The 26,299-nt window shown below is 43.2% G+C and carries 18 protein-coding genes; 11 read left to right on the forward strand and 7 right to left on the reverse strand.

All coding sequences use genetic code 11. The features are described from left to right. Positions 1-266: 266 nt before the first annotated feature. The gene (locus LC574_RS00365) at positions 267-1,229 is read right to left on the reverse strand and encodes an acetamidase/formamidase family protein (protein WP_229450971.1); all 963 of its coding nucleotides are present in this window, start codon (positions 1,227-1,229) and stop codon (positions 267-269) included. Positions 1,230-1,330: 101 nt separating this feature from the next. On the opposite strand from LC574_RS00365, the gene LC574_RS00370 reads away from it, so the two are divergent. Beyond that, positions 1,331-1,555: a hypothetical protein gene (locus LC574_RS00370; protein WP_229450972.1), complete on the forward strand. Its 225-nt coding sequence runs from the start codon at positions 1,331-1,333 to the stop codon at positions 1,553-1,555. Positions 1,556-1,629: 74 nt separating this feature from the next. Here LC574_RS00370 and LC574_RS00375 read toward each other — a convergent pair whose 3' ends face one another. Then, entirely contained in the window at positions 1,630-2,037 is a 408-nt protein-coding gene (locus LC574_RS00375; protein WP_229450986.1) for a universal stress protein, read from the reverse strand. A gap of 89 nt (positions 2,038-2,126) precedes the next feature. Between LC574_RS00375 and pgk the strand changes: the two genes are divergently transcribed. Together pgk and LC574_RS00385 are read left to right on the forward strand one after the other, a co-directional pair. Beyond that, positions 2,127-3,329 carry a phosphoglycerate kinase gene (gene pgk, locus LC574_RS00380; RefSeq protein ID WP_229450973.1) on the forward strand — a complete coding sequence of 401 codons (1,203 nt, stop codon included), beginning with the start codon at positions 2,127-2,129 and terminating at the stop codon, positions 3,327-3,329. 63 nt (positions 3,330-3,392) lie between these two features. After that, positions 3,393-4,010 carry an NUDIX hydrolase gene (locus LC574_RS00385; protein ID WP_229450974.1) on the forward strand — a complete coding sequence of 206 codons (618 nt, stop codon included), beginning with the start codon at positions 3,393-3,395 and terminating at the stop codon, positions 4,008-4,010. A 209-nt stretch (positions 4,011-4,219) separates the two neighbouring features. Here LC574_RS00385 and LC574_RS00390 read toward each other — a convergent pair whose 3' ends face one another. The 3 genes from LC574_RS00390 to LC574_RS00400 all read right to left on the reverse strand — a co-directional run bounded on the left by LC574_RS00390 (position 4,220) and on the right by LC574_RS00400 (position 9,323). Next, the gene (locus tag LC574_RS00390; protein ID WP_229450975.1) at positions 4,220-5,563 is read right to left on the reverse strand and encodes a pre-peptidase C-terminal domain-containing protein; all 1,344 of its coding nucleotides are present in this window, start codon (positions 5,561-5,563) and stop codon (positions 4,220-4,222) included. A gap of 1,328 nt (positions 5,564-6,891) precedes the next feature. Continuing rightward, positions 6,892-9,033, reverse strand: coding sequence for a serine/threonine-protein kinase (locus LC574_RS00395; protein WP_229450987.1), 2,142 nt, complete (start codon positions 9,031-9,033; stop codon positions 6,892-6,894). Continuing rightward, positions 9,030-9,323 carry a hypothetical protein gene (locus tag LC574_RS00400; protein WP_229450976.1) on the reverse strand — a complete coding sequence of 98 codons (294 nt, stop codon included), beginning with the start codon at positions 9,321-9,323 and terminating at the stop codon, positions 9,030-9,032. Before LC574_RS00400 ends, LC574_RS00395 begins: the two co-directional genes overlap by 4 nt. A gap of 194 nt (positions 9,324-9,517) precedes the next feature. Here LC574_RS00400 and LC574_RS00405 point away from each other — a divergent pair, with 194 nt between their 5' ends. The 6 genes from LC574_RS00405 to LC574_RS00430 all read left to right on the forward strand — a co-directional run bounded on the left by LC574_RS00405 (position 9,518) and on the right by LC574_RS00430 (position 21,379). Then, entirely contained in the window at positions 9,518-9,883 is a 366-nt protein-coding gene (locus LC574_RS00405) for a response regulator transcription factor (protein WP_069073698.1), read from the forward strand. Between the two features lie 13 nt (positions 9,884-9,896). After that, positions 9,897-10,427 carry a chemotaxis protein CheW gene (locus LC574_RS00410; protein WP_229450977.1) on the forward strand — a complete coding sequence of 177 codons (531 nt, stop codon included), beginning with the start codon at positions 9,897-9,899 and terminating at the stop codon, positions 10,425-10,427. A 14-nt stretch (positions 10,428-10,441) separates the two neighbouring features. Beyond that, positions 10,442-13,378 (forward strand): methyl-accepting chemotaxis protein, encoded by a 2,937-nt coding sequence (locus LC574_RS00415; protein WP_229450978.1) that lies wholly within the window; start codon positions 10,442-10,444, stop codon positions 13,376-13,378. Positions 13,379-13,483: 105 nt separating this feature from the next. Continuing rightward, a complete protein-coding gene (locus LC574_RS00420) occupies positions 13,484-19,078 on the forward strand; it encodes a response regulator (protein ID WP_229450979.1) in 5,595 nt (1,864 codons plus the stop codon). A 1,210-nt stretch (positions 19,079-20,288) separates the two neighbouring features. Next, positions 20,289-20,675 (forward strand): DUF1815 family protein, encoded by a 387-nt coding sequence (locus LC574_RS00425; protein ID WP_229450980.1) that lies wholly within the window; start codon positions 20,289-20,291, stop codon positions 20,673-20,675. 203 nt (positions 20,676-20,878) lie between these two features. Next, positions 20,879-21,379 carry a thioesterase family protein gene (locus LC574_RS00430; RefSeq protein WP_229450981.1) on the forward strand — a complete coding sequence of 167 codons (501 nt, stop codon included), beginning with the start codon at positions 20,879-20,881 and terminating at the stop codon, positions 21,377-21,379. 99 nt (positions 21,380-21,478) lie between these two features. Here the strand turns inward: LC574_RS00430 and LC574_RS00435 are convergent, their stop codons facing one another. Next, the gene (locus LC574_RS00435; protein ID WP_229450982.1) at positions 21,479-21,676 is read right to left on the reverse strand and encodes a hypothetical protein; all 198 of its coding nucleotides are present in this window, start codon (positions 21,674-21,676) and stop codon (positions 21,479-21,481) included. Positions 21,677-22,036: 360 nt separating this feature from the next. After that, entirely contained in the window at positions 22,037-23,233 is a 1,197-nt protein-coding gene (dxr, locus tag LC574_RS00440; protein ID WP_229450983.1) for a 1-deoxy-D-xylulose-5-phosphate reductoisomerase, read from the reverse strand. Positions 23,234-23,833: 600 nt separating this feature from the next. Between dxr and LC574_RS00445 the strand changes: the two genes are divergently transcribed. Continuing rightward, positions 23,834-25,141, forward strand: a complete 1,308-nt coding sequence (locus LC574_RS00445; RefSeq protein WP_229450984.1) for a mannosyltransferase family protein — start codon at positions 23,834-23,836, stop codon at positions 25,139-25,141. 35 nt (positions 25,142-25,176) lie between these two features. Next, positions 25,177-25,974, forward strand: a complete 798-nt coding sequence (locus LC574_RS00450; RefSeq protein WP_229450985.1) for a DMT family transporter — start codon at positions 25,177-25,179, stop codon at positions 25,972-25,974. Positions 25,975-26,299 lie beyond the last annotated feature (325 nt).

A 26,299-nucleotide genomic window follows, 5' to 3' on the forward strand; every position in this document is an offset into this window, starting at 1 on the left:
ATTATTTCAATTAATGGTTTGTGTTACAATGTGCATGAACTTCATACTACATAATTATTGTTACCACTATAAATAAATTTTCGATAGTATTTAAATGTTAAAAAAATATAATTTTTTTAACCAAATATTTGCGGTATTCTTAATTAGTCTTACTTTCAGCCTTTAAAAGCTATTTCTCACTCACATTTATCTTTAGATAAAGAGAAATATATCTTTACAAGCGAAGTCCACGGAGGTGGAATAATACAAAATATAATTCCCCACTTTTAAAATACACTCTTAGACAAAATTGATTTAGGTAGCATTCCATGCACACCTTTTTGGGGACTGTTCACAACTTGAGTAATGTGAAAATTTACAGCTAAACTGCACAATACATAAGCATCTTCTGGCGATAAATTTATGAAGCGTTCCAAAAAATCAATCATGTTTTTTAAAGCCAGTTCTAAGGCTTCATCTAAGGTTTGAGCAAAGCCCATTGTGATGATATGAGTTGGAGTTTCGGCAATTGGTGTCGTTAGTTGCAAATCCTTGCGAAGTTTGAGGGTAATTCTACCGTTCATAGAAGTTTCAATGGCGGTAACATTTACTTCACCATCTCCCTGTGCAGAATGTCCATCACCAATCGAAAATAATGCACCTGGTACGAAAATCGGCAAAAATAAGCGAGAACCAGCTTGCAGTTCCCGGTTGTCGATATTACCGCCGTAAGAACCTGGCGGGACAGAAGTTCGAGAGGTTTCTGGAGTAGCGACACCAAGAATTCCAAAAAACGGTTTGAGGGGAATTTTTATGCCAGCACCTGCCGGAAATTCCGCAATATTGTTTGCTAAATCTAGAGGAATGAATCTCAAAGCAGGTTGAGGAAACTGATGTGGTAAAGCTCCCCAACCTGTACGAATGGCATTGAAGCCGACAGGTAAACGAGGTGCGATCGCATCCAATTGTACTTCTAAAACATCCCCTGCTTGGGCATCGCGCACATAAATCGGCCCTGTGAGTAAATGCGGCCCCCCAGCAATTTTGTGTTCTGGTAGAAGATTTTGGCAGATATCGAGAAATTCTGGTGTGACAAATTCAGGTGGTGCTTTGTCATAAACGTAGTAACCAGTATAAGTTTCCACATCAACCGTATCACCTGAATCAATAATCAGCGCTGGTTTTAGCAAATGGGAGAAACCACCCAGATGCACCGTTTCCTTGGTAGCTTTTAAAATGTAATGAGTCATATCATATCTGCATAATTAGTTATGCTAACCACAGCCATTGCACCCCACCAACCCCTCCCTTTGGGAGAAGGGGAGAAGCTAAAAGCGATGGGGATTTCCCCATGAGCGACTGCCGTGGGAACCCCCCTTCGGGTTCACCAGTCGCCTACGGCGGGAAACCCGCCTACAGCGCTGGATTCACCGCAACGCGCCCCCTCCCCTCTGCGTTTAAATTTCAACCCTCAATTCGCTATGATTTTACGCAAAGCTGTACTAAGCTTCAGTTGACACCAATGAGCATTGCTATGCCCCTACAGCATGATCTATCTCCATCGCAGGATAATTAAGAAAAGGCTGAAACAGCCAGGAGAATCGTTAATGCACATCACGATGCATTTGTACAGTGCGTAAGTCCTAACTGTTAGGGCACAATCAGCACTGGGCAAGGGGAAAGATTAATCACGCGATTGGTAACACTATCATCCGCTCTCTCTTCAGTCAAGCCTAGCCCCCGACAGCCCATAATGATTAAATCGGCACCGATTTCATCAGCGACATCGCAGATAGTAAAAGCTGGTTTACCTTGCCTTTCCATGATTTCAGCTTGAATGCCTTGCCCAGAAAATAAAGATTGGGCATTTTCTAGCAGCTTGGCAACTACCTCTGGTGACAACATCGGATCTGCACTAGGCGCATCTGGAAGTGGTTCTTCTACCACAGACAGCAGCACCAAGCGACTGCCGTACTTTTTGACTACGTTGGTAACTACATCAGCAGCTTCCCGCGTTTCCCGGCTTTGATCAATAGGAAATAGTACTGTCTTAAATATCTCTGTCACTTGGGTACCCCTGACTCCGGTAAAATCTTGATGGTTCTACTTTCAAAACAATAACAAAAAGGCAATCAGGAGAGTTTGGTGTGTCCAAAAAAAGTTTAGCAAGTTTATCTTCTGCTGATATATCTGGGAAATGTGCCTTAGTGCGGGTTGACTTTAACGTGCCTGTGGACGATCAAGGCAACATTACCGACGATACTCGCATTCGTGCAGCTTTGCCAACCATCAGAGATTTGACCCAGAAGGGTGCTAAGGTCATTCTCGCCAGTCATTTTGGCCGTCCTAAAGGTGTGGATGACAAATTACGCCTAACTCCCGTTGCCAAGCGTCTCTCTGAGTTACTGGGACAAGAAGTCGTTAAAACTGATGACTCCATTGGCGATGAAGTTGCAGCTAAAGTTGGCGCCCTGCAAAATGGCCAAGTGCTGTTACTAGAGAATGTCCGTTTTTACCCAGAAGAAGAGAAAAACGAGCCAGAATTTGCGAAAAAATTGGCAGCTAATGCTGATTTTTATGTAAATGATGCTTTTGGTACTGCACACCGCGCCCATGCTTCTACTGAAGGTGTGACTAAATTCCTCAGCCCTTCTGTGGCTGGATATTTGGTTGAGAAGGAATTGCAATATCTGCAAAATGCTATTGAAAATCCCCAACGTCCTTTGGCGGCAATTATTGGCGGTTCCAAGGTTTCCAGCAAAATTGGCGTGATTGAAACGTTGCTGGAGAAGTGCGACAAGCTAATCATCGGTGGTGGGATGATTTTCACCTTCTACAAAGCCCGTGGTCTGAATGTTGGTAAGTCGTTGGTAGAAGAAGACAAGCTAGAACTAGCGAAGTCTTTGGAAGCTAAGGCTAAAGAACGGGGCGTTGCTTTATTGCTTCCCACAGATGTGGTAGTGGCAGATAACTTTGCCCCTGATGCCAATTCTCAAACCGTTAGCATTGAGAATATCCCAGATGGTTGGATGGGTTTAGATATTGGCCCAGACTCGGTAAAAGTTTTTCAACAGAGCCTTGCAGATACCAAAACGGTAATTTGGAACGGGCCAATGGGTGTATTTGAGTTTGATAAGTTTGCGGTAGGTACGGAAGCGATCGCTCATACCCTCGCCGAAATCGGTAAAACTGGCACAACCACCATCATTGGCGGCGGCGACTCAGTAGCGGCTGTGGAAAAGGTTGGTTTAGCCGATCAAATGAGCCACATCTCTACCGGTGGCGGCGCTAGCTTGGAGTTGCTTGAAGGCAAGGTATTGCCTGGAATTGCGGCTTTAGATGATGCGTAATAGCCATCTTTAGAATTATGTAGAGACGTTACATATAACGTCTCTACAAATAGGGGAAAAACTGTGGAAACTAAATGGCTGGAATGGGCGCAAAAGTTACAAGCGATCGCTCAAAATGGTTTGACTTATTCTGAGGGTGTTTTTGATATTGAACGCTACAAACAATTACGAGCGATCGCCACGGAAATTATGGCGACTTACTCAAATGTAGAACACAGCTATGTTCTCAATTTGTTTAGCCGTGAAGTAGGATATGCAACTCCTAAAGTTGATGTGCGAGGAGCAATTTTTCGTGATGATACTATATTATTAGTCAAAGAACGAGCAGACGGTTGCTGGACTTTACCTGGTGGATGGGCTGATGTCGGCGAGTCGCCCAGTGAGGTAGTTGTGAAAGAAGTATATGAAGAATCTGGATATCAAGCACGCGCGATCAAACTACTAGCAGTCTATGACAGAGACAAACAAGGACATCCACCGTTTCCGTTTTATGTCTACAAGCTGTTTTTTAAGTGTGAAATTATTGGTGGTTCTCCATCATCAAGTATTGAAACTGAAGAAGTAGGTTTTTTTAGTGAAGATGCATTACCAGAACTTTCAATCGGACGTGTAACACCAATGCAAATCACCCGACTTTTTCAACATTATCGCCAACCAGATTTACCGACAGATTTTGATTAAATACCTCTGCATTATGAAGATGGGCATACAAAATTCATAGCTTTATTCTGACTCCTGAGTTCTGAATTCTGACTTATGAAATAGCCCTGACTTGTAAATAGTCTCTTGTCGGGTAAGGGGGACACGTTGCCGTGTTCCCCTAGCTAGGAGAAAAAGTATCCTTGAATCTGCCTTCTGATGTCAGTACAATCTTTAAGTTGACAACGTTATTATGCCAAACTTACTCCTAAGGTATAAGAAAAATCAGGATTAGAGGTGCTACCAGAGAAAGTTCCGCCATTTTGAGGAAAGAAAGCATATTTACTCACTGAAATGGAGTACGTACCTGTACCCAGAGAACTGGTGATTAATGACGAACCGCCACCGCCACTATCGTCGTTACTGGCCACTAAATTCCCAGCACCGTTAAACAGTCCGAGAACTGTATCTCCCGATGTCACTGTCCTGATAGTGACAGTTCCTGAATTTGCTAGAGTAAATCTAAAAAAGTCGAAATCGGGATTGCCCCCCGGTTGAACTGTTGCCAACTGGGCTGAAACATTAACGTTTGAGCCTGATGATAAGGAACCTAACTCTTCAGCGCTATTTAGTGAGTTGTTTGTACCTTCTCCAGCATTTTCTGCCTCATAGAAAAGGAAGTCATCACTATCAAGTCTGAGATTGATTTTCCCTTCCAGAATACCTATGATTTCATCTTGCTCTGCTTTCGGTTTGTCTAAGAATATTCGTGTGTTGCTTCCAACAACTTGCAGAATGTAGTCTTGTGGAGTTCCTTTGAGTTCAATTCGATCTTGGCTAGAGTCGAAGTCAGTAATAAAAGCCAAGTCCCCAAAACCAGGATTCGTAGTATTGTTATCGTCGTAGAAAACATTTGCAGCGTCACCGAGGATAAATCTATCTGCCCCAGCCCCACCTGTGAAGCGATCAGTTTCCCCTAATCCAGGTGGAAGCGGACTACCAGGGAAAACACCGATGAGGATGTCGTCTCCAGCCCCCCCATTGAGTACCTCATTGCCTGGCCCGCCCTGTAGACTATCATTGCCGTCACCACCATTGAGGATATCATTGCCATTATTACCATCTAGAGTATCATTGCCTGCTCCGCCATTCAAAGTGTTGTTAGAAGTATTACCAAAAATGAAGTTGCTAAGACTGTTACCTGTCCCGGTGATATCGCTACCTTCCCTCAGCCTCAGATTTTCCAGATTAGTGCCTAGTGTGTAGGTGACAGAAGACCGGACGGTATCTGTGCCTGAATTCGCAGCCTCTGTAATCCTATCAAGAGTAGTGTCAACGAGGTAAGTGTCGTCGCCTGCACCACCTATTAGAGTGTCAGTACCCAAGCCTCCATCAAGTGTGTCATTGCCACTTCCACCGATTAGACTGTCGTTTGCCGTCCCACCTGCGAGGGAATCGTTACCATCTGCACCATTCAAAGTGTCGTTACCGGAGGTACTATTGGCATTACCACCACTAGCCCAACCAACTATCGTGTCATTTCCCGAAGTCCCAAAGAGATTGTCACCAGTTGTTTTGCCGAAAATAAATGCCATGTTAATTCTCCTGAATTTCTCACTAATACATTACGTAAGTTCAGCCTTAGTCAAAGAACTATTCATCAGTTCAATGTGATTACTTGCCATTTGTGTAATCTAAGTTAAAAACCACTAATTATTTGGTTAATAACTTTTAAAGAAAAAATATCCAGCTATTTATTGTAGGCTGACCCGAAAAACCCGCCTTTGCTTACGCGCGAGCGAGACACCTACTCTAAAAAATTAGATAATTTATTTTTTGAAAGTCCCGTTAATTGATGACCCAAATAGTAACTAATTAGATCAAATATTTTGGTTCTTTTTCCAAACTTTTTTGAACCGACGCTGTAATTATTTAATTATAATGAAGTACAAGGTTACATCAACTACTTTATCAAAACTTTAAACTTCCAAGAAGTGTGATTGATCATACATTCAAATATATATGTAAATTTAAATTAATTATTGTTTCAACCTATTGATTTTTTTGGTAATCTTTGTAAATATATTCAGATCAACGCAGTATCGTTATGATGTGAATTAACGATGCTCGTGTTTGTTTCAGGCTTTTCTTTATTATTCTGCGATCGCAAATAGACCATGCTGTAGTGGCACAGCAATGCTCATTGGTGTCAACAAAAGCCTAGAAATAGCAAAACTTTCGGCTTGACTCACCCGCCTAGAACTAAAGTTCTTTGGCTTTTAGCTAAAGTCTACTCAAGTAGACTAAAGATTTTTGAGCGTTGCTGAATTGAAAACAACGCCGAAATACATTGTCGAATAGATATAGCGGTTCCCATCCAAATGCGGTACAACATTATATCGCAAGGTGTAGGGGCACAGCATTGCTCATTGGTGTCAACTTAAGCTAGAAATGGCTTAACTGTTGGCTGACTCACCCGCCCTGAACTGAAGTTCAAGGCTAACAGCTAAAGTCTACTGAAGTAGACTAAAGATTTTGGGTATATTTAGTCATCTGAAGATGACTTTTGCTATTAGCAAGGAACTGAAGTTCCTTGCGGGACATGGCTTTTACGTTAAGTTGACACGTATGAGCAATGCTGTGCCCCTACGGGTGTACCTCACGTAAACGAGAACCGCTATAAGTTTCATTGATATATTAATCCAGAAATTTTTGCGCTTAATAAAACTTAAACTTTACATAAATTTTATATAGTTATTTGGGTTCGGAAAGTTAGCTACTGCATACCCACAGAAACCGTCGAAACAATTCTCAATAAGCAAAAGTCTATACTGATGATCCGGATACTTGATAATTGATAACTGTTGAGGCAGGGGAAGAATTTTGGAAGTTGCTAAATTATCCCGCAATTATGCAACGCCCTTTACTGAGGTGCTGTCTTTGGCGTTGGTGTCGATGTCGGAGTGGCGGTTTCTGTGGGAGTTGGTGTTGGCGTTGGCGTGGGTGTTTCTGTGGGCGCTGGTGTTTCCGTGGGCGTTGGTGTTGGCGATGGGGGAGGGGTGGGATTTTCTGCTGTAATGCTGAGTTGGTAATCTACTGGTTTCGATGCTGTGGAAACCACAACAAACTCGTAAAATCCGTTTTCTGGTAATTTAGTTGACAAACTTCGCTGGATAGAATCTTCTAAAAATTTGATTTTGCCGGAGGGTGAATAGACTGATAACAAAACTTGGGAATTTGCTTGTAGCTTCAATTCCAAAGATTGCTCTTTGGCAAGTCCAGCAATGAATACTTTACCACCACCAGCTTGGAGAGTACCACTAACTGTTTTGCCAGTAGCCCCCGGATCAAAAACAAGTTTCTGGAAAGCACTACCAGCGAGGATAGCACTGAGTTGATCGCTAACAAATCCGTACCAAACTTGTCCAATGGGCTGATCTAGAAAATCTTTACCACGTTGTTCAGGGAATACACTTAAAAAGGCGGCATCTCCCAAATCATACAAAGAACGGCTACCAACGTTAATTTTGTTGACTTCCACTTTCCAGCGATCGCGTTCAGCACTTGTATACGTTCCCAGTTGTCGGCGTGCATTTGAACTCAGTGGCGCTAATTTTTCCAGCAATTCTGAGGCTGTTTTATCCCATTCTGCCCGTAAACCCGCATCTTCAGGGCTATCGCTGAGAGTGCGTCCTCGTAAACTGGGATTTCTGTCCCAAAAAACTTGATTTACCAAGTTCACATAAAAGTTAGAGTTAATATTCAACTGTTGACGGCGATCGCTTAATTGTTCTTTAGGCTGCCGTTCGGCTGGTGAATATTGCGCTAAAGGATCGGTCGGTTGCTCGCTGGTTGGGGTTGGGCTGGCTGTAAGATTAGGTTTGTCCCCTATATCGCGGTTGCTATTGAGTCCCCACCAGAGTAATCCAACAGTACCGGTTACTATCGCCGCTACAAGGAAGGTTTTTGTTGGTGTCCACCAGGAGGGAGGGGGAGATGAGGGGGATGAGGGGGATGAGGGGGATGAGGGGGATGGGGGAGAGACGGCGACGGTGGCGGATGTGGGTTGTGGTGCTGTGGGGTATTGAGTTGGGGGAAAGTTAGCTGGGGGTGGGTTGAGGACTTGGAGTACTTGACGGGCTGATTGATAGCGATCGCTTGGTCTGGCAGATAACATTTTATCTAATACCTGTGCCAAAGTTGGACTCAAGCTTACTTCTCGTCGCCATTGCCATGTCAGATTGTAGGTATCAATTAATTCTTGGGGTTGCTTCCCTGTCAGTAAAACCAACATTGTTGCGGCCATTGCATACAAGTCGCTGTGGGGAGATACTAACCCAGTTTGCATCTGTTCTGGGGGGGCAAATCCTACTTTACCTAATAGGGTTGGTGATGGGGAAGATGCTACTACGCCGGGTTGAGAATATTGGGAAGCAACGGTTGCTACTACTTGTTTGACACCGCCAAAATCAATTAACATTGGCAGTTTGTCAACAGTGCGAAGCATTAAGTTATCTGGAGATATATCTCGATGAATAACGCCTATGGAGTGGATATACTCTAACACTGGCAAAATTGAAAGCAACAATTGGCGCACTTCTACTTCTGTAAAGCGCAAACCCTGTTGTAGTCGGGCATTTAACAACGAGTTATAAGTTTCCCCTTCTACATAATCTTGCACCAAAAACAGATATTCTTTGCCCCCTAAGTTCATGCGAAGCAGTTCCCGGAAGCGGGGAATTTGGGGATGTTGCAGTTTATAAAGAACACTCGCTTCTCTCTCAAACAGTTCTTCAGCTTTTTGAACTACGTAAGCGGTTTGAACTTGGGGGGAAAATTCCTTTAAAACACAAAGTTCGCGGAAACGGTTGACATCTTCAGCTAAATAAGTCCGTCCAAAGCCACCCTGGCCAATTTGACGTACAATCACATAGCGATCGCCTAAAGTTAGTCCCGGTTGGATACTATAACTCATGGGCGTATCCAACAATTTTTCACCACACTGGAGACAAAAGCGGCTACCTGGGGAATTTTCATGTCCTTTAGAACAATATATTTTAGTCATTGGGCATTGGGCATTGGGCATTGGGTATTGGGCATTGGGCATTGGGCATTGGGCATTGGGCATTGGGCATTGCTTATTTCTCCCTCATCTCCCTCATCTCCCTCATCTCCCTCATCTCCCTCATCTCCCTCATCTCCCTCATCTCCCTCATCTCCCTCATCTCCCTCATCTCCCTCATCTCCCTCATCTCCCTCATCTCCCTCATCTCCCTCATCTCCCTCATCTCCCTCATCTCCCTCATCTCTCTCATCTCCCTCATCTCCCTCATCTCCCTCATCTATGGAGCACATAAAGTGATCCAAGATTTGTTGATCTACTAAAAGATCAGTTAAAAGATGTTATCACAGAGTCAGCTAACTTAGTGAAACGTCAATATCCAGGAAAATAGTGAGAACATACAATTAATTTATACAGTTAATACTTGCGGGGGAATTAAAGAATGTTCCAAATAGGAACGTCTACATCAGGGGGTAAATAGACACTTATGAGTACAGTTCTGATTGTGGAAGACAGTATCGCGCAAAGGGAGATGATTACAGACCTCCTGAAAGCAACTGGATTAACAGTAACCCATGCCAGTGACGGATTAGAAGCATTAGAGGCAATTCAAATAGCACCTCCCGATTTAGTGGTATTGGATATTGTCATGCCCCGAATGAACGGCTACGAAGTTTGTCGGCGCTTAAAATCCGATCCAAAAACCCAAAATGTCCCTGTGGTTATGTGTTCTTCCAAGGGCGAAGAATTTGATCGCTATTGGGGTATGAAGCAGGGTGCAGACGCTTACATAGCCAAACCATTTCAACCAACCGAGTTGGTGGGAACAGTCAAACAACTGCTGCGAGGATAAGGACAAAAGCAATATGGTCAGCAAACCGGACTTTTTAAGTGGCAGTGGTCAAGACCATTTCCGACCAGAATTACAAGTAGAAAGTCCTGAAGGTGAGTTACATTTGAGGTTTTACATTCCCTCGCATCAGGAGTTTGCACTACAAGCAACTGGCATTCGGGAGGTAATTGAACTAAGTCCTGATAGAATCACCCCGATTCCTAATGCTTCTCCTTTACTTTTGGGTACTCTAAATTTACGAGGTCGAGTTATTTGGGTTGCTGATTTGGGTCAATTTCTTGGGGAAGCAAGTGCATTAAACACGGATAGAGCTGAAATTCCGGTGATTGCCATTGAAGAGCAAGACACAATAGTGGGTTTAGCAGTAGAGGAAATTGGTGGTATGCATTGGTTGGATGTCCAAAATCTCATGCCACCAACTAGTGTTTCAGATACTATGGCTCCCTTTTTACGTGGAGAGTGGTTATTAGGTGCTAAAAACAATCAGTGTCTGCGACTGCTCGATCAAATGGCAATTTTACGGAGTGCTAGGTGGGCAGGATGAAATTGGAGGAGGAAATGGCAGCAAGTATTGATAATTACGAGCCAACATATCAACAGGCGATGACCGCCTATGTTCAAAGGAATTATGAGGTTGCCGCCACTTTAGTTGACCAAGTGGTGCAAAATTTACCAAATGACCCCAACTCCCATTTGTTAAGGGGTCACATCTACTATGTTTTACAGCAGTACGATGTAGCAAAAGAAGAATATCAACAGGTATTACGCTTGACTGACGAGCAAGAAATTATTGGTTTTGCCAATAATGGAATTGAGAATATCAATCAATATTTACAGTCATTCGGTGGGGAGATTGATACATTAGATAGTCAAGAGCAAATTAATTCCCCAGAGATGTCTGATGCACTGGCATATAGCGAACAAGAATTAGAAGATTTGGGCGCTAGTGAAGATTTTGACAGCAATAACCTTGATTCAAACTTTTTTGGAGAGTATCAAGAAACTGCAAATGGCGTTGAAGAACTATCTTCAAAAAGTCCATTTGATATAGCAACAGAAGATAGTATTGGAACAGGAAAAATCTCAGATTCTTCTACAGCTTTTGGTGACGATCCTTTTGCCTTTAATGAAGAACTACAGGAACAAGAGTTAAATAGCAGCAATTCTGAGGATAAAACAGAATTAGAATTGCCTGCTTTCTGGCAGGAAGATGTATCAGAAGAGAGCCACGAAGAATCATTAGTAAATAGTCAGTTTTCAGATAATGGGATAAATTCTGATTACAAGAATTCAGCTATTGACAATAATAACTCTTCATTTTCTAATTCCAAAACTGGGAATAACGAGAATAATGTTCCTGATTTGTTGAGTGAGCCAAATTCTCCAGAGCTTAGTAATGGAAACTTTGAATATACAAAATCTAGTTTGGGAGACGAAACTTTACTTTTTGTTCAAGAAGAACTTAAAAATAGTTCGTCAACCAATAACAATAGTCAATATGATTTGCCTGAAACCAAAGCACCCGATGATTGGTTGAAGTCAAAAAGTTTTGCAGTAGAAGAAGCTTTTGTGCCGGATTTATCTGATGATGCTTCATCTTTTAGCAGCAATATACCTGTAAAAGACAAGCAGTTTAAATCAGGCGAAGTTATCGGTAAAAATAGCTTGGATGACGATGATAATTTTGATATGGAAGCATTTGAGTCTGCCTTTGGCTCAGAGGGGTTAAGCTCTTATGAAGACTCAAACAATACACTGAATGGAGAAAATTCTAAGAGCAATATAGAATTTTTAGATGACTTTGAGGAATTTGATGATTTAGGTAACATTCCAGGGTTTGACCTGCTCGAAGGAGATTCTAACTTCGGCGATCTAGCAATGCATTCTGCTTCATCAGAAACCAGTGGCAGTGGACGTTCTCCAGCCGTGGAAGCTTCTGCAAATAGTGCAGCTAGCGATCGCGAAGAGGAACTATTCACAATGACTGGTTCCCATGAAGGAGTTCCAGTCTTTAACCAAACAGATGTCTCGAAAATAGAACCCAGCGTCAGCGTCGAGCAAGGATGGTTAGCACCATTAGAGAATGCCTCCATAGAAAGGAAACAATGGTTAATTGCTGGAAGTGTGGGCATTGTCTCGGCACTGGTTGTAGCCACAGTTAGCTTTGTCGCCACTACATTCTCGCCAGCCCAACAACGAGAATCAGTACGAAACACAGGTTGGGCAATGTCACTTGCAGCTGGGATTGCAGGTTTTGCTACCGCAGGCGTCATGGGAAATCTGGCACTCAAACAAATTCGGCGCACAACTGATGATCTCCAAGCTCAGTTTGAGGCTGTACGTCAAGGAAATTTGAATGCTCAAGCCACAGTATTTTCCGAAGATGAATTGGGCCATTTAGCTACTGGCTTTAATGAAATGGCACGGGTAATTTTCACGACTACAAATGAAGCCCAACGGAAAGCCGATGAACAAGAGGAAGCCAAAGAAAACCTGCAACGCCAGGTGATTCGCCTTTTGGATGATGTGGAAGGAGCTGCTAGAGGTGATTTAACAGTCCAAGCTGAAGTCACAGCCGACGTATTGGGAGCGGTAGCTGACGCTTTTAACCTGACAATTCAAAACCTGCGGGATATTGTGCAACAGGTAAAAGTGGCGGCGAAGGATGTGACAAAAGGTGCAACCAACTCTGAAACTTTTGCTAGAGCCTTATCTAGTGATGCTTTGCGCCAAGCAGAAGAGTTAGCGGTGACGCTAAATTCTGTACAGGTAATGACTGACTCGATTCAACGGGTAGCAGAGGCGGCGCGAGAAGCTGAAACGGTTGCTCGTGATGCTAGTATGATCGCTCTCAAAGGTGGCGAAGCAGTAGAAAATACTGTGGCGGGGATTTTGGAAATTCGAGAAACCGTGGCCGAAACTACTCGAAAGGTGAAGCGGTTAGCGGAATCTTCCCAAGAAATTTCTAAAATTGTGGCGTTGATTTCCCAAATTGCTTCCAGAACAAACTTACTGGCACTCAATGCTAGTATTGAGGCGGCAAGGGCGGGAGAAGCTGGACGCGGGTTTGCGATCGTAGCAGATGAAGTGCGCCAGTTAGCAGACAAATCTGCTAAATCCCTGAAGGAAATTGAACAAATTGTGATGCAAATCCAAAGCGAAACAGGCTCTGTAATGACCGCGATGGAAGAAGGCACACAACAAGTAATTAAAGGTACAAAATTGGCAGAAGAAGCCAAGCGATCGCTCGAAAACATTATTCAAGTGGCAAATCGCATTGATATTCTTGTACGTTCGATTACCAGCGACACTGTGGAACAAACTGAAACTTCCCGCGCCGTCGCTCACGTAATGCAATCAGTAGAACTCACCGCCCAAGAAACTTCCCAGGAAGCACAGCGAGTTTCAGGTGCCCTACAACACTTAGTAGGTGTATCCCGTGACTTGATCGCCTCCGTTGAACGTTTCCGAGTGGAAACTACAGAAACCAGATAAATTGTCATTTGTCCAAAGTCCAATCTTATTTGCTAATGACCAATGACTAATGACTAATGACCAATGACCAATGACCAATGACCAATGACTAATGACTAAAAAACTATGCTGCCGGAACAACAACAGCGGATTTTGGGTTACTTTATCGAAGAAGCCAGGGATCACCTGAATACCATTGAGCAGGGCTTGCTGAATTTAGAGGGTACCCTGAACGACCCGGAAATGATCAGTGAAGTCTTCCGGGCGGCTCACTCCATCAAAGGAGGAGCGGCGATGCTTGGATTGACTAGCATCCAGCATACCTCCCACCGTCTGGAAGATTGTTTTAAAGTTCTCAAAGATAATCCAGTTCAGATTGACCAAAAGTTAGAGTCTTTATTTCTCGGTGTATCTGATACCCTGAAAGCGCTGTTAGAGCATTTGAGCGGCCCTTATGGTCTTTCTAAAGATGCAGCTAATACTTTGATGTCAGAAACTGAGCCAGTCTTTCAATGGCTGTATCAGCATCTGGAACTACTTGTAGAACAAGCAAAGAGTGGATTAGATAGTACAAATAAACTACAGACAACCTCTGTAGAGAATGTCTCCACACTTACAGAAATTTTCCTGCGGCGAGATATTCCCAGTTTGCCAGAAGACACCCATCAGGAATCTTCAGAAATATCTTTGTCGGTAGCGCCCCAAGAGGTGCGAGACAATGCTGTGCGATCGCCTCTCACCGCCAAAGAAAATAATAATTGGGGCGAATTTCAAACCCAGGTGCTGCAAAGACTGCGGGAAATGTTGCAACTGTTTAAGCAAACAACAACACCCTCAACTCGACAAAACCTTCAGGAATGCTGTTACCAGTTAGTCAGACTTGGGTTAACTTGGAACTTGTCCAAGTGGTGTGGTTTGTGCCAAGCAGCAGCCAGTGCGATCGGTAATCCTGAAAATACCTATCTCACATTAGCTAAAATTGTCATTACCGAAATCAAGCAAGCTCAAGAATTAGTCCTGCAAGGTAGGGAAGCCGAAATTGCAATTAGTCAGCAACTAGAAGCGCTTTTGAACTTTGCAGAAATTGAGTTATTAGAAGTTACCACAGATTTGTTTGATGAACAGTCTGCGCCTTTGACAGAATCATCAACTGCGTCAGAGCCAATTCTATCTGGTAACACCGAGCCGTTAGTTCTAACTAACCTAGCCCAGACAACTGAAGAACTTAATCTAGACGAGGATACTAGCGATAGCGCAGCGTTAGCGAGTCTGCGAGCGTCTGGCTACGCCAACGTCTTTGACGAACGCCCATCTGTTCAACAAGGGACACCACTAAACGCTGCTACTCATACTAGTCTTAGTTTTACCACACATGATGAAGTACATCCAATCAGTACAAATCTTGACCCCAATGGGCCAGAGGTAGGAATAGCTGAGTTAAATACCCTTGCCGATTTATTTGACGGTGATACTCCCGAACTAGATGAAAGCTGGCATCAAGAAGAAACCTTAGATATTGTTGCCACCGATGATTTTGGGATTGATTTCAACAGCACTAACGCTGAGGATGCTCATAGCGATTTATCCGATTTCCTCTCCTTTGATGAAGGCACAAGCAACGAGCAGCAACCAACAACCACAGCCACGACAGAAGATTTATCCCTGTTATTTGGCGAAAATTTCCTAGAAAAAGAGAATTTAGAACCGCAAAATCAACAAACATCTGCTACGACTTTAGAGTTAAGCGATATTAACGTACTTGATATAAATTTAGACTCTTCTTTCCAGGATTTACAAGAAGTTATTGATATTTCTAGTGATACAAACCTGCCTCCTGATGTCAACAAAAACGATGTGGTTGAAGATTTATTGACACTGGCGCTAGATGATGATATTGAAATATTACCTACAGGCCAAGTAACTCAACCAGAAACTGAGGCGAACGCCTCTGTGGAACTATCTACCAACCAACAAAACAGTTTTGATAACTTATTCTTAGAAACTAGAAATGCAAATTGGGTAGAAGAAATTACCCCTAGTGACTACATAGAATTACCCCAGGAAACAGGCTTGTCTCTAGACAGCCTATTTGCTGAAACGGAAGAACAGTCACTACTGGCTACAAGTGAACCAGAACTCGGTGATTTATTTGATATATCTCCAGCAACAGCACCTGAGTTTTCTCAATCAGAAAATGATCTGAGCAACTTCTGGAATCAGGAAACCACAGAGGAACAGGACGAATTCGATTCCTTTATTGAGCAAAATGTGGAAAGGGCGTTAGACGAGAGTTTGTTGGCTGCGACTAATGACATTTTTGCCGACAGTCAGCAGCCAATACCTTCTCCTATAGCCAGTTTTGACATAGAAGAAGATTTAGATATCAATTTCCAGCAGCAAGAGCAGCTAGATTTGATATTATCAGATTCTGGAGATGATTTCTTTGATGAGTTAGCACCGAGTAACTCAACTATTTCCCCTGCAATCAGCGATCGCGTACAGTCTTTTGCGCCTGAAACACCTTTGTTGGCGCAGCATCTAGGGGAAGAAATTATCAAGCGATCGCAACAACCAGAAGCTTTAGATTTTGTTCCAGAATTTACTAATCAGCCCCCAGAGATATCTGCTGTTGATCTGGAACTTGATTCATTCAACCCTTTCGATGAAAATCCGCAACTGCTGTTTGAGGATGTCGCTACATCCACCTATATTCAGATAGAAACCACAGATAATCTGGATATATCGGCTATAGAAAATTCTCTAGATAACAGTTTTGGAGAAACTTCAGATTTAACATCACCTCAAGCACAGCCAGATGATTTGCTCGGTTTTGATGAAAATCCGCAACTGCTGTTTGAGGATGTCGCTACATCCACCTATATTCAGATGGAAACCACAGATAATCTGGATATATCGGCTATAGAAAATTCTCTAGATAACAGTTTTGGGGAAGAATTAGCATCACTTCAAGTGGTTGAAAATGTAGTTACAGACACCACCTATCTTCAGATGGAATCCACAGTATTATCTGTGGATGTATCGGCTATAGAAACTTCTCTAGATATCAATTTTGGGGAAATTTCAGATTTAGCCCAGACAAGCCCAGAAGTTTTAGGTACTGAGCCGAACAATAACTTAGAAACTGCTTTTGAGTCCCCAGAAAATACAGATGTTGAAGGTACAGAGCTTGGTTTTGCAAATGATTTATTGTTTACTGAAACTGCTCTATCAGAAGTAGAAAACCAGCCAGAATTAAGAGAAAGTGCAATAAGAATTGATTTACAAGATGTCAATGACTTCGCACAAACGGTTATTCAGGAAGGTGTAGAAACCGATTTGTGGGATCTAGCAGAGACATCTGAACCTGTACCAGTGTCAGAGGGCGAAAACGCTATTGTTACCTCAATTGAAGAATTGGTAACGACAGAAAACGTTGAAGTAGTTGCTTCAGAAGATGATTTTGCAGACTTGGAAGCATTACTAGGAGAGGAAGTAGCACTTAACCCCAAAGCTAAGGAGATACCAGAAGTAGATTTTGCAGCCCTGGAAGAATTGCTAGGTACAGATAACGAAAGCGATGTCTACGACGGGCTACGCCAACGCCAGCCCTTCAATACTCAACCAGTCTTAGCGAAAAATGTCATTCCATCACCATCTTCACCATCTATAGATGAATTTGGTGACTTGGAGAAGTTGCTAGCAGAAGCGGATCAAACAATATCCCATTCACCATCAGTAAAATCTAACACCAACAAAACTCCTCGTCCCTCTACTCGTCGGGCTGCAAGATTTGAAGAAACGATGAAGGTTCCAGTTAAGCAACTGGACGATATGAGTAATTTAGTTGGGGAGTTGGTGGTAAATCGCAATACCTTAGAGCAGGATCATGAACGGCTGCGGCAGTCATTAGATAACTTGCTGATTCAGATACAACAACTCTCGGATGTGGGCGCAAGAATGCAGGAGTTGTATGAGCGATCGCTACTGGAAGCTTCTTTATTAGCTGGACGCAAAAAGAAAGACTCCGGCTTACAAGCGTCTGATTCCAATGCCGATAGGGGTTTTAGCGAGTTAGAAATGGATCGTTTTACTCCCTTCCATACACTGTCCCAGCAGATGATTGAGCGCATTGTGCGAGTGCGTGAGTCGGCAAGTGACATTGATTTTGTTACCGAAGAAACCGAGCGCGTAGCAAGGCAGTTCCGCCAAGTAACTACCCAGCTACAAGAGGGATTAACAAGAGCGCGAATGGTGCCTTTTGCCCAAACTATTGATCGCTGGCGACGAGGAGTGCGCGACACCGCCATTAAGTGTGGCAAACAAGTGGAGTTGGTGATCGAAGGTGGCGATACCTTAATTGACAAGATGATTTTGGATCATCTCACCGATCCGTTAACTCACATGCTGAATAATGCGATCGCTCACGGTATTGAAACGCCAAATCAAAGGCAAGCTGCTGGAAAACCACCCGTAGGAATCATTACTATCCGCGCCTTCCACCAAGGCAACCAAACAATCATTTCTGTAGGCGATGATGGCGCAGGCATCGATTCAGCAAGGGTTAAAGCTAAGGCGGTGAAGATTGGCATGATTACAGAAGCGCAATCATTAGCCATGTCTCGCCTGGAAGTCTACGATCTGCTGTTCCAGTCTGGTTTTACAATCAAAGACCAAGCAGATGAAATTTCTGGTCGTGGTGTGGGTATGGATGTAGTACGCTCCGAGATTAGCGAAATTCGGGGGACAGTGAACACTGATTCTGCGATCGGTAAGGGAACCACTTTCACCATTCGTTTGCCACTGACTCTGAGTATTTGTAAAGCTCTCTGCTGCGTCTCCGATCGAGCCAGGATTGCCTTCCCAATGGACGGTGTAGAAGATACGCTGGATATGCCAGTCAAAAATATCCAGCACGATGCCAATGGGGAATCATTTATTTCCTGGCGCGATACGGTGCTGCCATTCCGACCCTTGAAGGAACTTTTAACCTTTAATCGCCAAATCAGTCGCGGTAATGTCTATGGCGGCACTAGAGATGATGATATGGTTTCTGTGGTCGTGGTGCGATCGGCAAATACCCTAATTGCTCTACAGATTGACCTAGTGTTGAGCGAACAAGAAATTGTAATTAAGCAATTTGAAGGGCCAGCGCCTAAACCCATTGGTGTAGCTGGTGCTACAGTCCTGGGTGATGGTCGGATTATGCCCATTGCTGACGTACTAGAAATAATTGACATCTTCCAAGGACGAATTTCTACACAAATTGGTGGCAATTCTTGGCAACAGAAAGGGATTCCCACAGACACCTCTCCTGCGAAGATTGACCCGACAGTGCTGATCGTCGATGACTCGATTACAGTCCGAGAATTGCTCTCTCTAACCTTTAATAAGGCAGGTTATCGTGTAGAACAGGCGCGTGATGGACAGGAAGCTTGGGATAAACTCCGCTCCGGTCTGCCTTGCGATATCGTATTTTGCGACATCGAAATGCCCCGTTGCGATGGTCTGGAGTTACTCTCTCGCATTCAGAAAGACTCTAACCTCAACCACTTACCGATCGCTATGCTCACCTCTCGGGGTGCAGACAAGCACAGACAAATTGCAGCTCAACTCGGTGCTAGTGGCTACTTTACCAAGCCTTATCTCGAAGAAGCTTTACTTGAAGCTGCGACGCGGATGTTGAAAGGGGAGAAACTTGTTAGCAGTACGAATAATGTTTAATAAGTAAGTAGTATAGCTAAGAGCGTATAGATTAGGACATTTTGAAAGCGTGAATGTCAGGAACAGTGATATTTTACCACCTGCCTCACCTCGACTGCGCTCGGCGACCACCTGCTTCCTGCCTCACCTCGACTGCGCTCGGCGACCACCTGCCTCCTGCCTCACCTCGACTGCGCTTGGCGACCACCTGCCTCCTGCCTCACCTCGACTGCGCTTGGCGACCACCTGCCTCCTGCCTCACCTCGACTGCGCTCGGCGACCACCTGCTTCCTGCCTCACCTCGACTGCGCTCGGCGACCACCTGCCTCCTGCCTCACCTCGACTGCGCTCGGCGACCACCTGCCTCCTGTCTCCTGCTGTAAAAGACCTTGACAGGTTTACTGCCAAGGTCTTTTACTTAAACGAGATAAAAATTAAAATATAGCAACCGCCACAGGGCTTAGGACAATAGTACACTGTCGCGGAAGTTTGCCTTTTCCAAATTTCTGTGCTTTGGTTTGTACAACTTTTTGAAGATAATCCTAAAATAGCTGAAAATATTGCCTAAATGGCAACATTGCTCTACTGAGTTTAGGTATTGTCAGTGTTGAGTTTATCCATTGTGGATTCTACACTCAGACTTATTTATTAATTAATTACGTAAAGTTTGTATAAAGAAATTTAACTAACCTGCTTTTAGTATTGAATAGCAAATTTGCACTGTTATCTGCTCAACTTTATATATACAGGAGGAGCGAATTTGGTATACTTAGTTCTTTGTCTATACCAAAATCTACGTTATAAAGAGAACAGAGTAAACATCTAAGCAAAAGACAGTATAACGATGTAAAACTACGTTCTAACCTCTAATAACATTCATTTAAGCTGCACCTGGTCAATAAAAACGAAATATGTAGTTTTTCTGTAGTTGACTAGTGGTAGATTTAAGTTACTCTTAAAGCGGATCGCTTCTTGTAAGAATCTACCCTGACAGAAGTGTATAAAGATATAGTTAAATTTAGCAATTCTGTCCGAGATTTTTAATTTGCAAACTGAATAGTTTGATACGGCGCACAAAAACCTGATCCACTACCCTAAACAAGGTAGTCAATTAACGACTCAATATCATTTGTCTAGTAATTGTATTGAATAGTTTACAATACCAGTGGATGAGAAAATCTAAAGAAAATATAAAAGAAACTCAAATTACTGTGGTGTCTGGAGGACAAAAGTGTTTCTGAGACTAGCACATCAACATCGACAATTCGTCCAAGACTTGGTAATGAACCTGCAAGCCTTGGCGGTTGTATTAGAGCGGCGCGGGTATCCTGCGTCCTGTTACACCTGTGGCGACCAAATGAATAGTGCATCGTTTATGGTTAGCTTGGGTGATAACCACCTGATTCGGTTTTTGGTGTCCGATTACGGGATTACTTGGACGGAAATGCGGGATGACCGCGAATTAATGAAGCTAGAAGGTGCGGAGGCAATTAGCCAATTAGACGAACTGGCTGATCTTGTCAAGCAATCTATGCAAACCGATACAGGCTCTAAAACTCTTGTAAGAAGTATTAAGGTTCCAAAGGTCGATGGCAAATTAGAAATTGATTATCGGTAATTGGTAATGGTGGCTTAGTTAGCGATCGCTCTTAACCTATTCTCCATTACCATTAAGTGATTGGCTCGTGGCTGGGCCATCGCATATTTTTTTGTATCTACCAAAACAAAACCTCACGAGCCGGATTCTGAGCCTTTAGCTGGAAGGTTAGTAAAACGCACAAGATAATTAGTATTTATTTATAGGTGCTGAGAAATTTGAAGATGTCAGAAGAAAAACCCAGCCAACCAAAACTACCACCAACCGATGCCCTTGACAATCCATCAAGTCCTGAATTTGAGAATTGGTTTGAATATCCTGTCAGAGTGCAACCCCACCACACTGATTATGCCGGTCTTGTCTGGCACGGTTCCTATATAGCTTGGATGGAAGAAGCGCGGATTGAATGCTTGCGATCTATAGGGATTGAATTTGCTGATTTAGTCGCTATAGGTTGCGATTTACCAGTAGTAGAACTGTCGGTGCGCTATCATCGTTCAATTAAATTGGGTATGGCAGTGTTGGTAAAAACGCGCATGGCTGAGGTGACTGGTGTGCGAATCAATTGGGATTATGCCATTGTCTCAACTGATGGACAACAATTGCACGTCACTGCCAAGGTGACTTTAGTAGCTTTAGATCGCGAAAGAGGTAAGATTATGCGTCAGTTGCCGCCGAGTGTTAAGGATGCACTGGCTAAAATTTCAGCATTAAATAAAAATTGACCAACAAAGGTTATAAAGGCAATTTGCTTTAAGGTTCAAAATTTTATCTGGTCATTTTTTGTAATTCACCTTTATTAACGAAGGTAAATTTTTAATTTTTTACTTGCCGTTTTGGAACTGTGATATAGTTTGCGCAAACTGCATTATGTGATGCCAAATATCTTGTGGGGTAATGCCAAAACTAATGTTTAATAAAATCAGGATTGCGGCAATAGTTAATGCACTACTCACGGTTGCTTTCAACAACTTCCACAATATTATGAAGATAATCCAAGCTACAATCAACGTAGCAATCATAATGTAGAAATTCCTTAACAATAGCCCTTATCTGAGAAGGTGTTTATTCAAAAAGGGGAAGTTTTTATCTGAAGTAAAAATTACCAGTACTAAAGCTATTAGACCTAATTTGGAATAGATACTAAAGCTAATATTTTTTAACTGTACCAATGCTATATTACCTGAAAATGAGACAATCATTCAGCTAAGAGGCAATTTATTTGGCAATTTGGCAGAATTACTGAAAATATTTTTTCTATTGATGTTTTTGTATCAATAATTACAATATAAATCGTTAGCCTTCAGCATTAGTCTGAAGGCTAAACAAAAATTGGTCAAGAGCCAGAAAATCTGCCTTTTGGGTATCTGAACTAAAGGTTTTTATCGCAGAGAAATTATCCGCGAGTGAGTTTCTAACTTTTCAGTCGCTGTTAAAACTTCTTGTCTTGCCCATTTATCTGCTGTCAAAATGTCATCTAAAGAGGGATTAGCACGGTTATCATTTTGATGGCGATCGCACACCCATTCGATACACCGGGGAATATCTAAAAACCGAATTTTTTCTGATAAAAATAAAGCCACAGCTTGCTCATTTGCGGCATTTAACACAGCTGGCATCGAACCACCAGCTTTACCCACAGCATAAGCTAACTGCATACAAGGATACTTTTGGTGATCTGGTTCACGGAAGGTTAAATTTCCAGCTTTGACTAAATCTAGTCGTTCCCAGTTGGTGTAGATGCGATCGGGCCAAGATAGAGCATACAGTAACGGTAAGCGCATATCTGGCCAACCAAGTTGGGCTAAAACTGAAGTATCTTGCAGTTCAATTAGCGAGTGAATAATGCTCTGGGGATGAATGACAATTTCGATATTGTCATAATCCAACCCAAACAGAAAGTGAGCCTCAATTACTTCCAGTCCTTTATTCATCAAAGTAGCAGAGTCTACAGTGATTTTACGCCCCATCGACCAATTAGGATGCTTGAGAGCATCAGCAACAGTTACATCTGCTAACTTTTCTACATCCCAGTCCCGGAAAGCCCCACCAGATGCAGTCAGCAAAATTTTCCGCAAGCCAGACTTTGGCACACCTTGGAGGCATTGAAATATTGCGGAATGTTCGGAATCGGCAGGGAGTAATTTTACACCATGCTTTTCGACTAGGGGTAGAACCACAGGGGCCCCAGCAATCAGGGTTTCTTTGTTCGCTAAGGCAATATCTTTACCAGCTTCAATGGCTGCGATCGTGGGTAGCAAACCAGCACAACCAACAATACCAGTGACAACAGTTTGGGCATCGCCGTAACGAGCGACTTCTATCACTCCAGCGTCACCTGCAAGTAGAATCGGTTGGGGATCGAGGTCAATGATAGCTTCTTTGAGCGCTGGTAATTTATCTTCTGAGCAAATGGCTGCTATTTTCGGTCGAAACTGCCGAATTTGAGCAGCCAACATCTCTACATTGTTCCCAGCTGCCAATCCCACAATCCGAAACTGATCTGGGTACTGAGTGACAATATCTAAAGTCTGAGTACCAATAGAACCAGTGGAACCAACAAGAGTAATCGCTTTCACAATTGCTTAAGGATTTACAGACAACTCTCACTATAAATTGCTGGGGACTCTTTAATCACAGCAATCACTATAATCGATACATTGACGAGGAGGAGTAGAGACGGAAAATGTCCCCATGTCCTCTTGTCCACGTCCCTGCACCAGCTTCAATCCGTTAATTTCAACTTGATGAACTGGTAGCCATAAAGTAGGTAGACGTAATTAAATGTAAAATAAAACTTTTGTTCGTAGTGAGCGATTTATCGCTCTATATTAAGGTTCTCAAGGGCTAGGGCGTGTTTTCAAAGTCTTAGATCCCCCCGATAAATTGGGGGGCTTAGAGTCTGTTTAATTAAACCCTTCTACTTAAAGTACTAAAGTTGCTTAATTTTCATATAACTAGACAAAAATTGTATTTATAAATAGTATATTTTAAAGATAAATTCTGAGAAAATTGTCAAAAGTAACCAAAGAGGAAATAATTTTAATTAATTGCTAATCTGTCCAGTTTGTTAATGATCTTGGTGGAAGATTTAATATGCAAAATATTACTCATAAATCGCTGTATTGCAGCTAAATGTAGAAGAATGCATAAAGGAGTTTGTTGAAGCACTCAAGCTTATGGTTAAAGTTCAGATAGTTAGAAAAAAAGTTTTATGGAAAAATGATTTCCTGTTTCCAGCAGCAATGTGGCTTGCCAGCCGAATATTCATCTGGACTGCTATGTTGCTGGTTGCACCAAAGCTACCGTTACCAGCAGAAGAATTTTTGCCCAGTTTTGGCTGGGGGGTTTTTGATGCATGGGATAGTATGCATTACCGAGCGATCGCTACTTCTGGATATGAATTTGTGAATGACGGCAAGCAACACAATCTGGCCTTTTTTCCCCTGTTTCCCTTAAGCATTTGGGTTGTGATGAAACTGGGCTTGCCGTTTGAATTAGCAGGTACGTTAGTCAACAACTTGGCATTTTTCGCAGCCCTTTACTGTTTGTACTTTTGGAGCAAAGAGAATTATGGGATCAATGCAGCGCAGTGGATTACTGCTGTGATTTCTTTGTATCCATCTTCCATGTTTACGGGAGTGGTTTACACAGAGGGGCTGTATTTGTTTTTGAGTACATCAGCTTTGCGGGCGTTTGATCAAAAGCAGTATGGCTGGACTGCGCTTTGGGGCGCGATGGCGACAGCAACACGTCCTACAGGTATGGCACTAATTCCAGCATTTGCGATCGCAGCGTGGAAAGAACGCCGACCACCCATTGCCTATATAGCTGGTTTTACTACCGCTATTGGCATACTTCTATTCAGTTTGTATTGTGCGATTTATTTTGGCGATCCTTTAGCTTTTATCAAAGCACAACGGGGATGGCGACCAACTTTGGGGTTTGATTGGCAGGGTTGGTTAAATATGCTCATGCAAATTGTAGTCGGCACAAATAATTGGCAATTTGGTTGGGTTCAAAACCCCTCTGGCAAAATTCCAGACCCCTGGTATCTGTTTTTGTTTGGCGTGATTGTTACCAGTGGCTATCTTTTATGGCGTTTCCGTCAACGTTTTGGTTCTGTGAAATTATTCTATGGCTTTTATGCTTTAGTCTTATTTTTGTTGATTCTGGCAAGTGAACAATGGATCAATAACTTGCTCAACTTGTTCATGGTCTTGGGTGGTGGCTATGTGTTGTGGCGCTTACACACGCAATTGACCCTAGTTACAGTTATTTATGGCTTTTGCGGTATTGGTTTGCTGTTAGCTTCTGGAGGTACTATCTCCTTGAGCCGTCTAGCATACGGTATAGTGCCTCTGAATATAGCCATTGGTGTGCTGCTATCTCACCATCCGCGTCAGGGATATTTAATATTGGGCGCTTTTGTGACATTACTAGCCAAAATAGCTGTAGGATTTGCCCAAGAGCGCTGGGTTGGTTAGAAAATTTGCTCCATTATTTGAATTTAAATTTCCTAATGACTGTATCCAATCAAACGAAGATAGCGATCGCTTCATTATTTGTAGGTGTAGGTGCCATTTCTTTTGGCTCTATTTTTATGAAATTGAGCGAAATTGAACTCAGCCCCAGTGCCACTGTATTTAATCGCTTTTGGCTTGCTAGTGTGGTCTTCTTGGTATGGCATGGATACAAGGCAATACGGCAGCGATTTTCTTTAGACAAACCTGTAGAACAGCAGACCTACACCAGTCAGGATCTGTCTCTATTACTAGGCGCTGGTATTCTTTGGGCTGCCACTTTAGTGTTTTTGGCTTGGTCGCTGACTCAAACTAGCGTTGCGATTTCTAGTGTATTGCATAATCTCGCCCCCATTTTTACTAGTTTAGGGGTGTGGCTGTTATTTCGTCAGGGTTTTAAGCGCCAATTCTTGATTGGGATGGTTATTGCGCTTGGGGGAGCGATCGCTATTGAATTTGAGGAACTGCAAATCGCCACAGACGAAGTTCAAGGGGGGTTTGCTGCGATCGTTTCTGCGGTTTTCTTAAGTGGATACCTGCTAATCGTAGAAAAATTACGAACCAAATTTTCTCCTGCCACAATCCAGTTGTGGATCAGTGCGATCGCAGCTTTAGTCATCTTCCCCAAATCCACAAGGGCCCAATACGTCCTCACAACCCCGATCACGCACAACGTAGAGGTCTTTGAACCGGCCGACATTACCCTCGTGACCGCCAAGAAATCCAGAGATGCGCGATGGGCACCTCCGATCGGCGTGCTTCAGCGACGGGTTCAGCAGGAGCAGCGAACTCGCTGAGGCTTCATGACTTCATGGGCCGACATTCCGAAAGGACGCAGAGCCCGCGAGCGCAGTAGCGAGGCGGACGTTCCCCAGCATCTGCCTTTGTTGGACGCCTCGCAACGAGAACTCCTCGGTCGTTGGATATCCAGCGACGCAGAGCGGAGAGGACGGGCCGTGCTGTTGAAAGAGGCCGGAAGCAATGGAATCGAGCATGCTGAAGCGCTCTGCGACCTGCTTCTTCGGGAAGGATGGATCGTCAGGCGCGAGAAGCTTGTGGGTGGAAACTGGCAATGGGAATCCATCGCCTGGCGTGATCTCGAGCAGCTTCAGGCCCTTTTGG

It is taken from the genome of Nostoc sp. CHAB 5715 (genome assembly GCF_020829685.1).
Lineage (GTDB): Bacteria > Cyanobacteriota > Cyanobacteriia > Cyanobacteriales > Nostocaceae > Nostoc.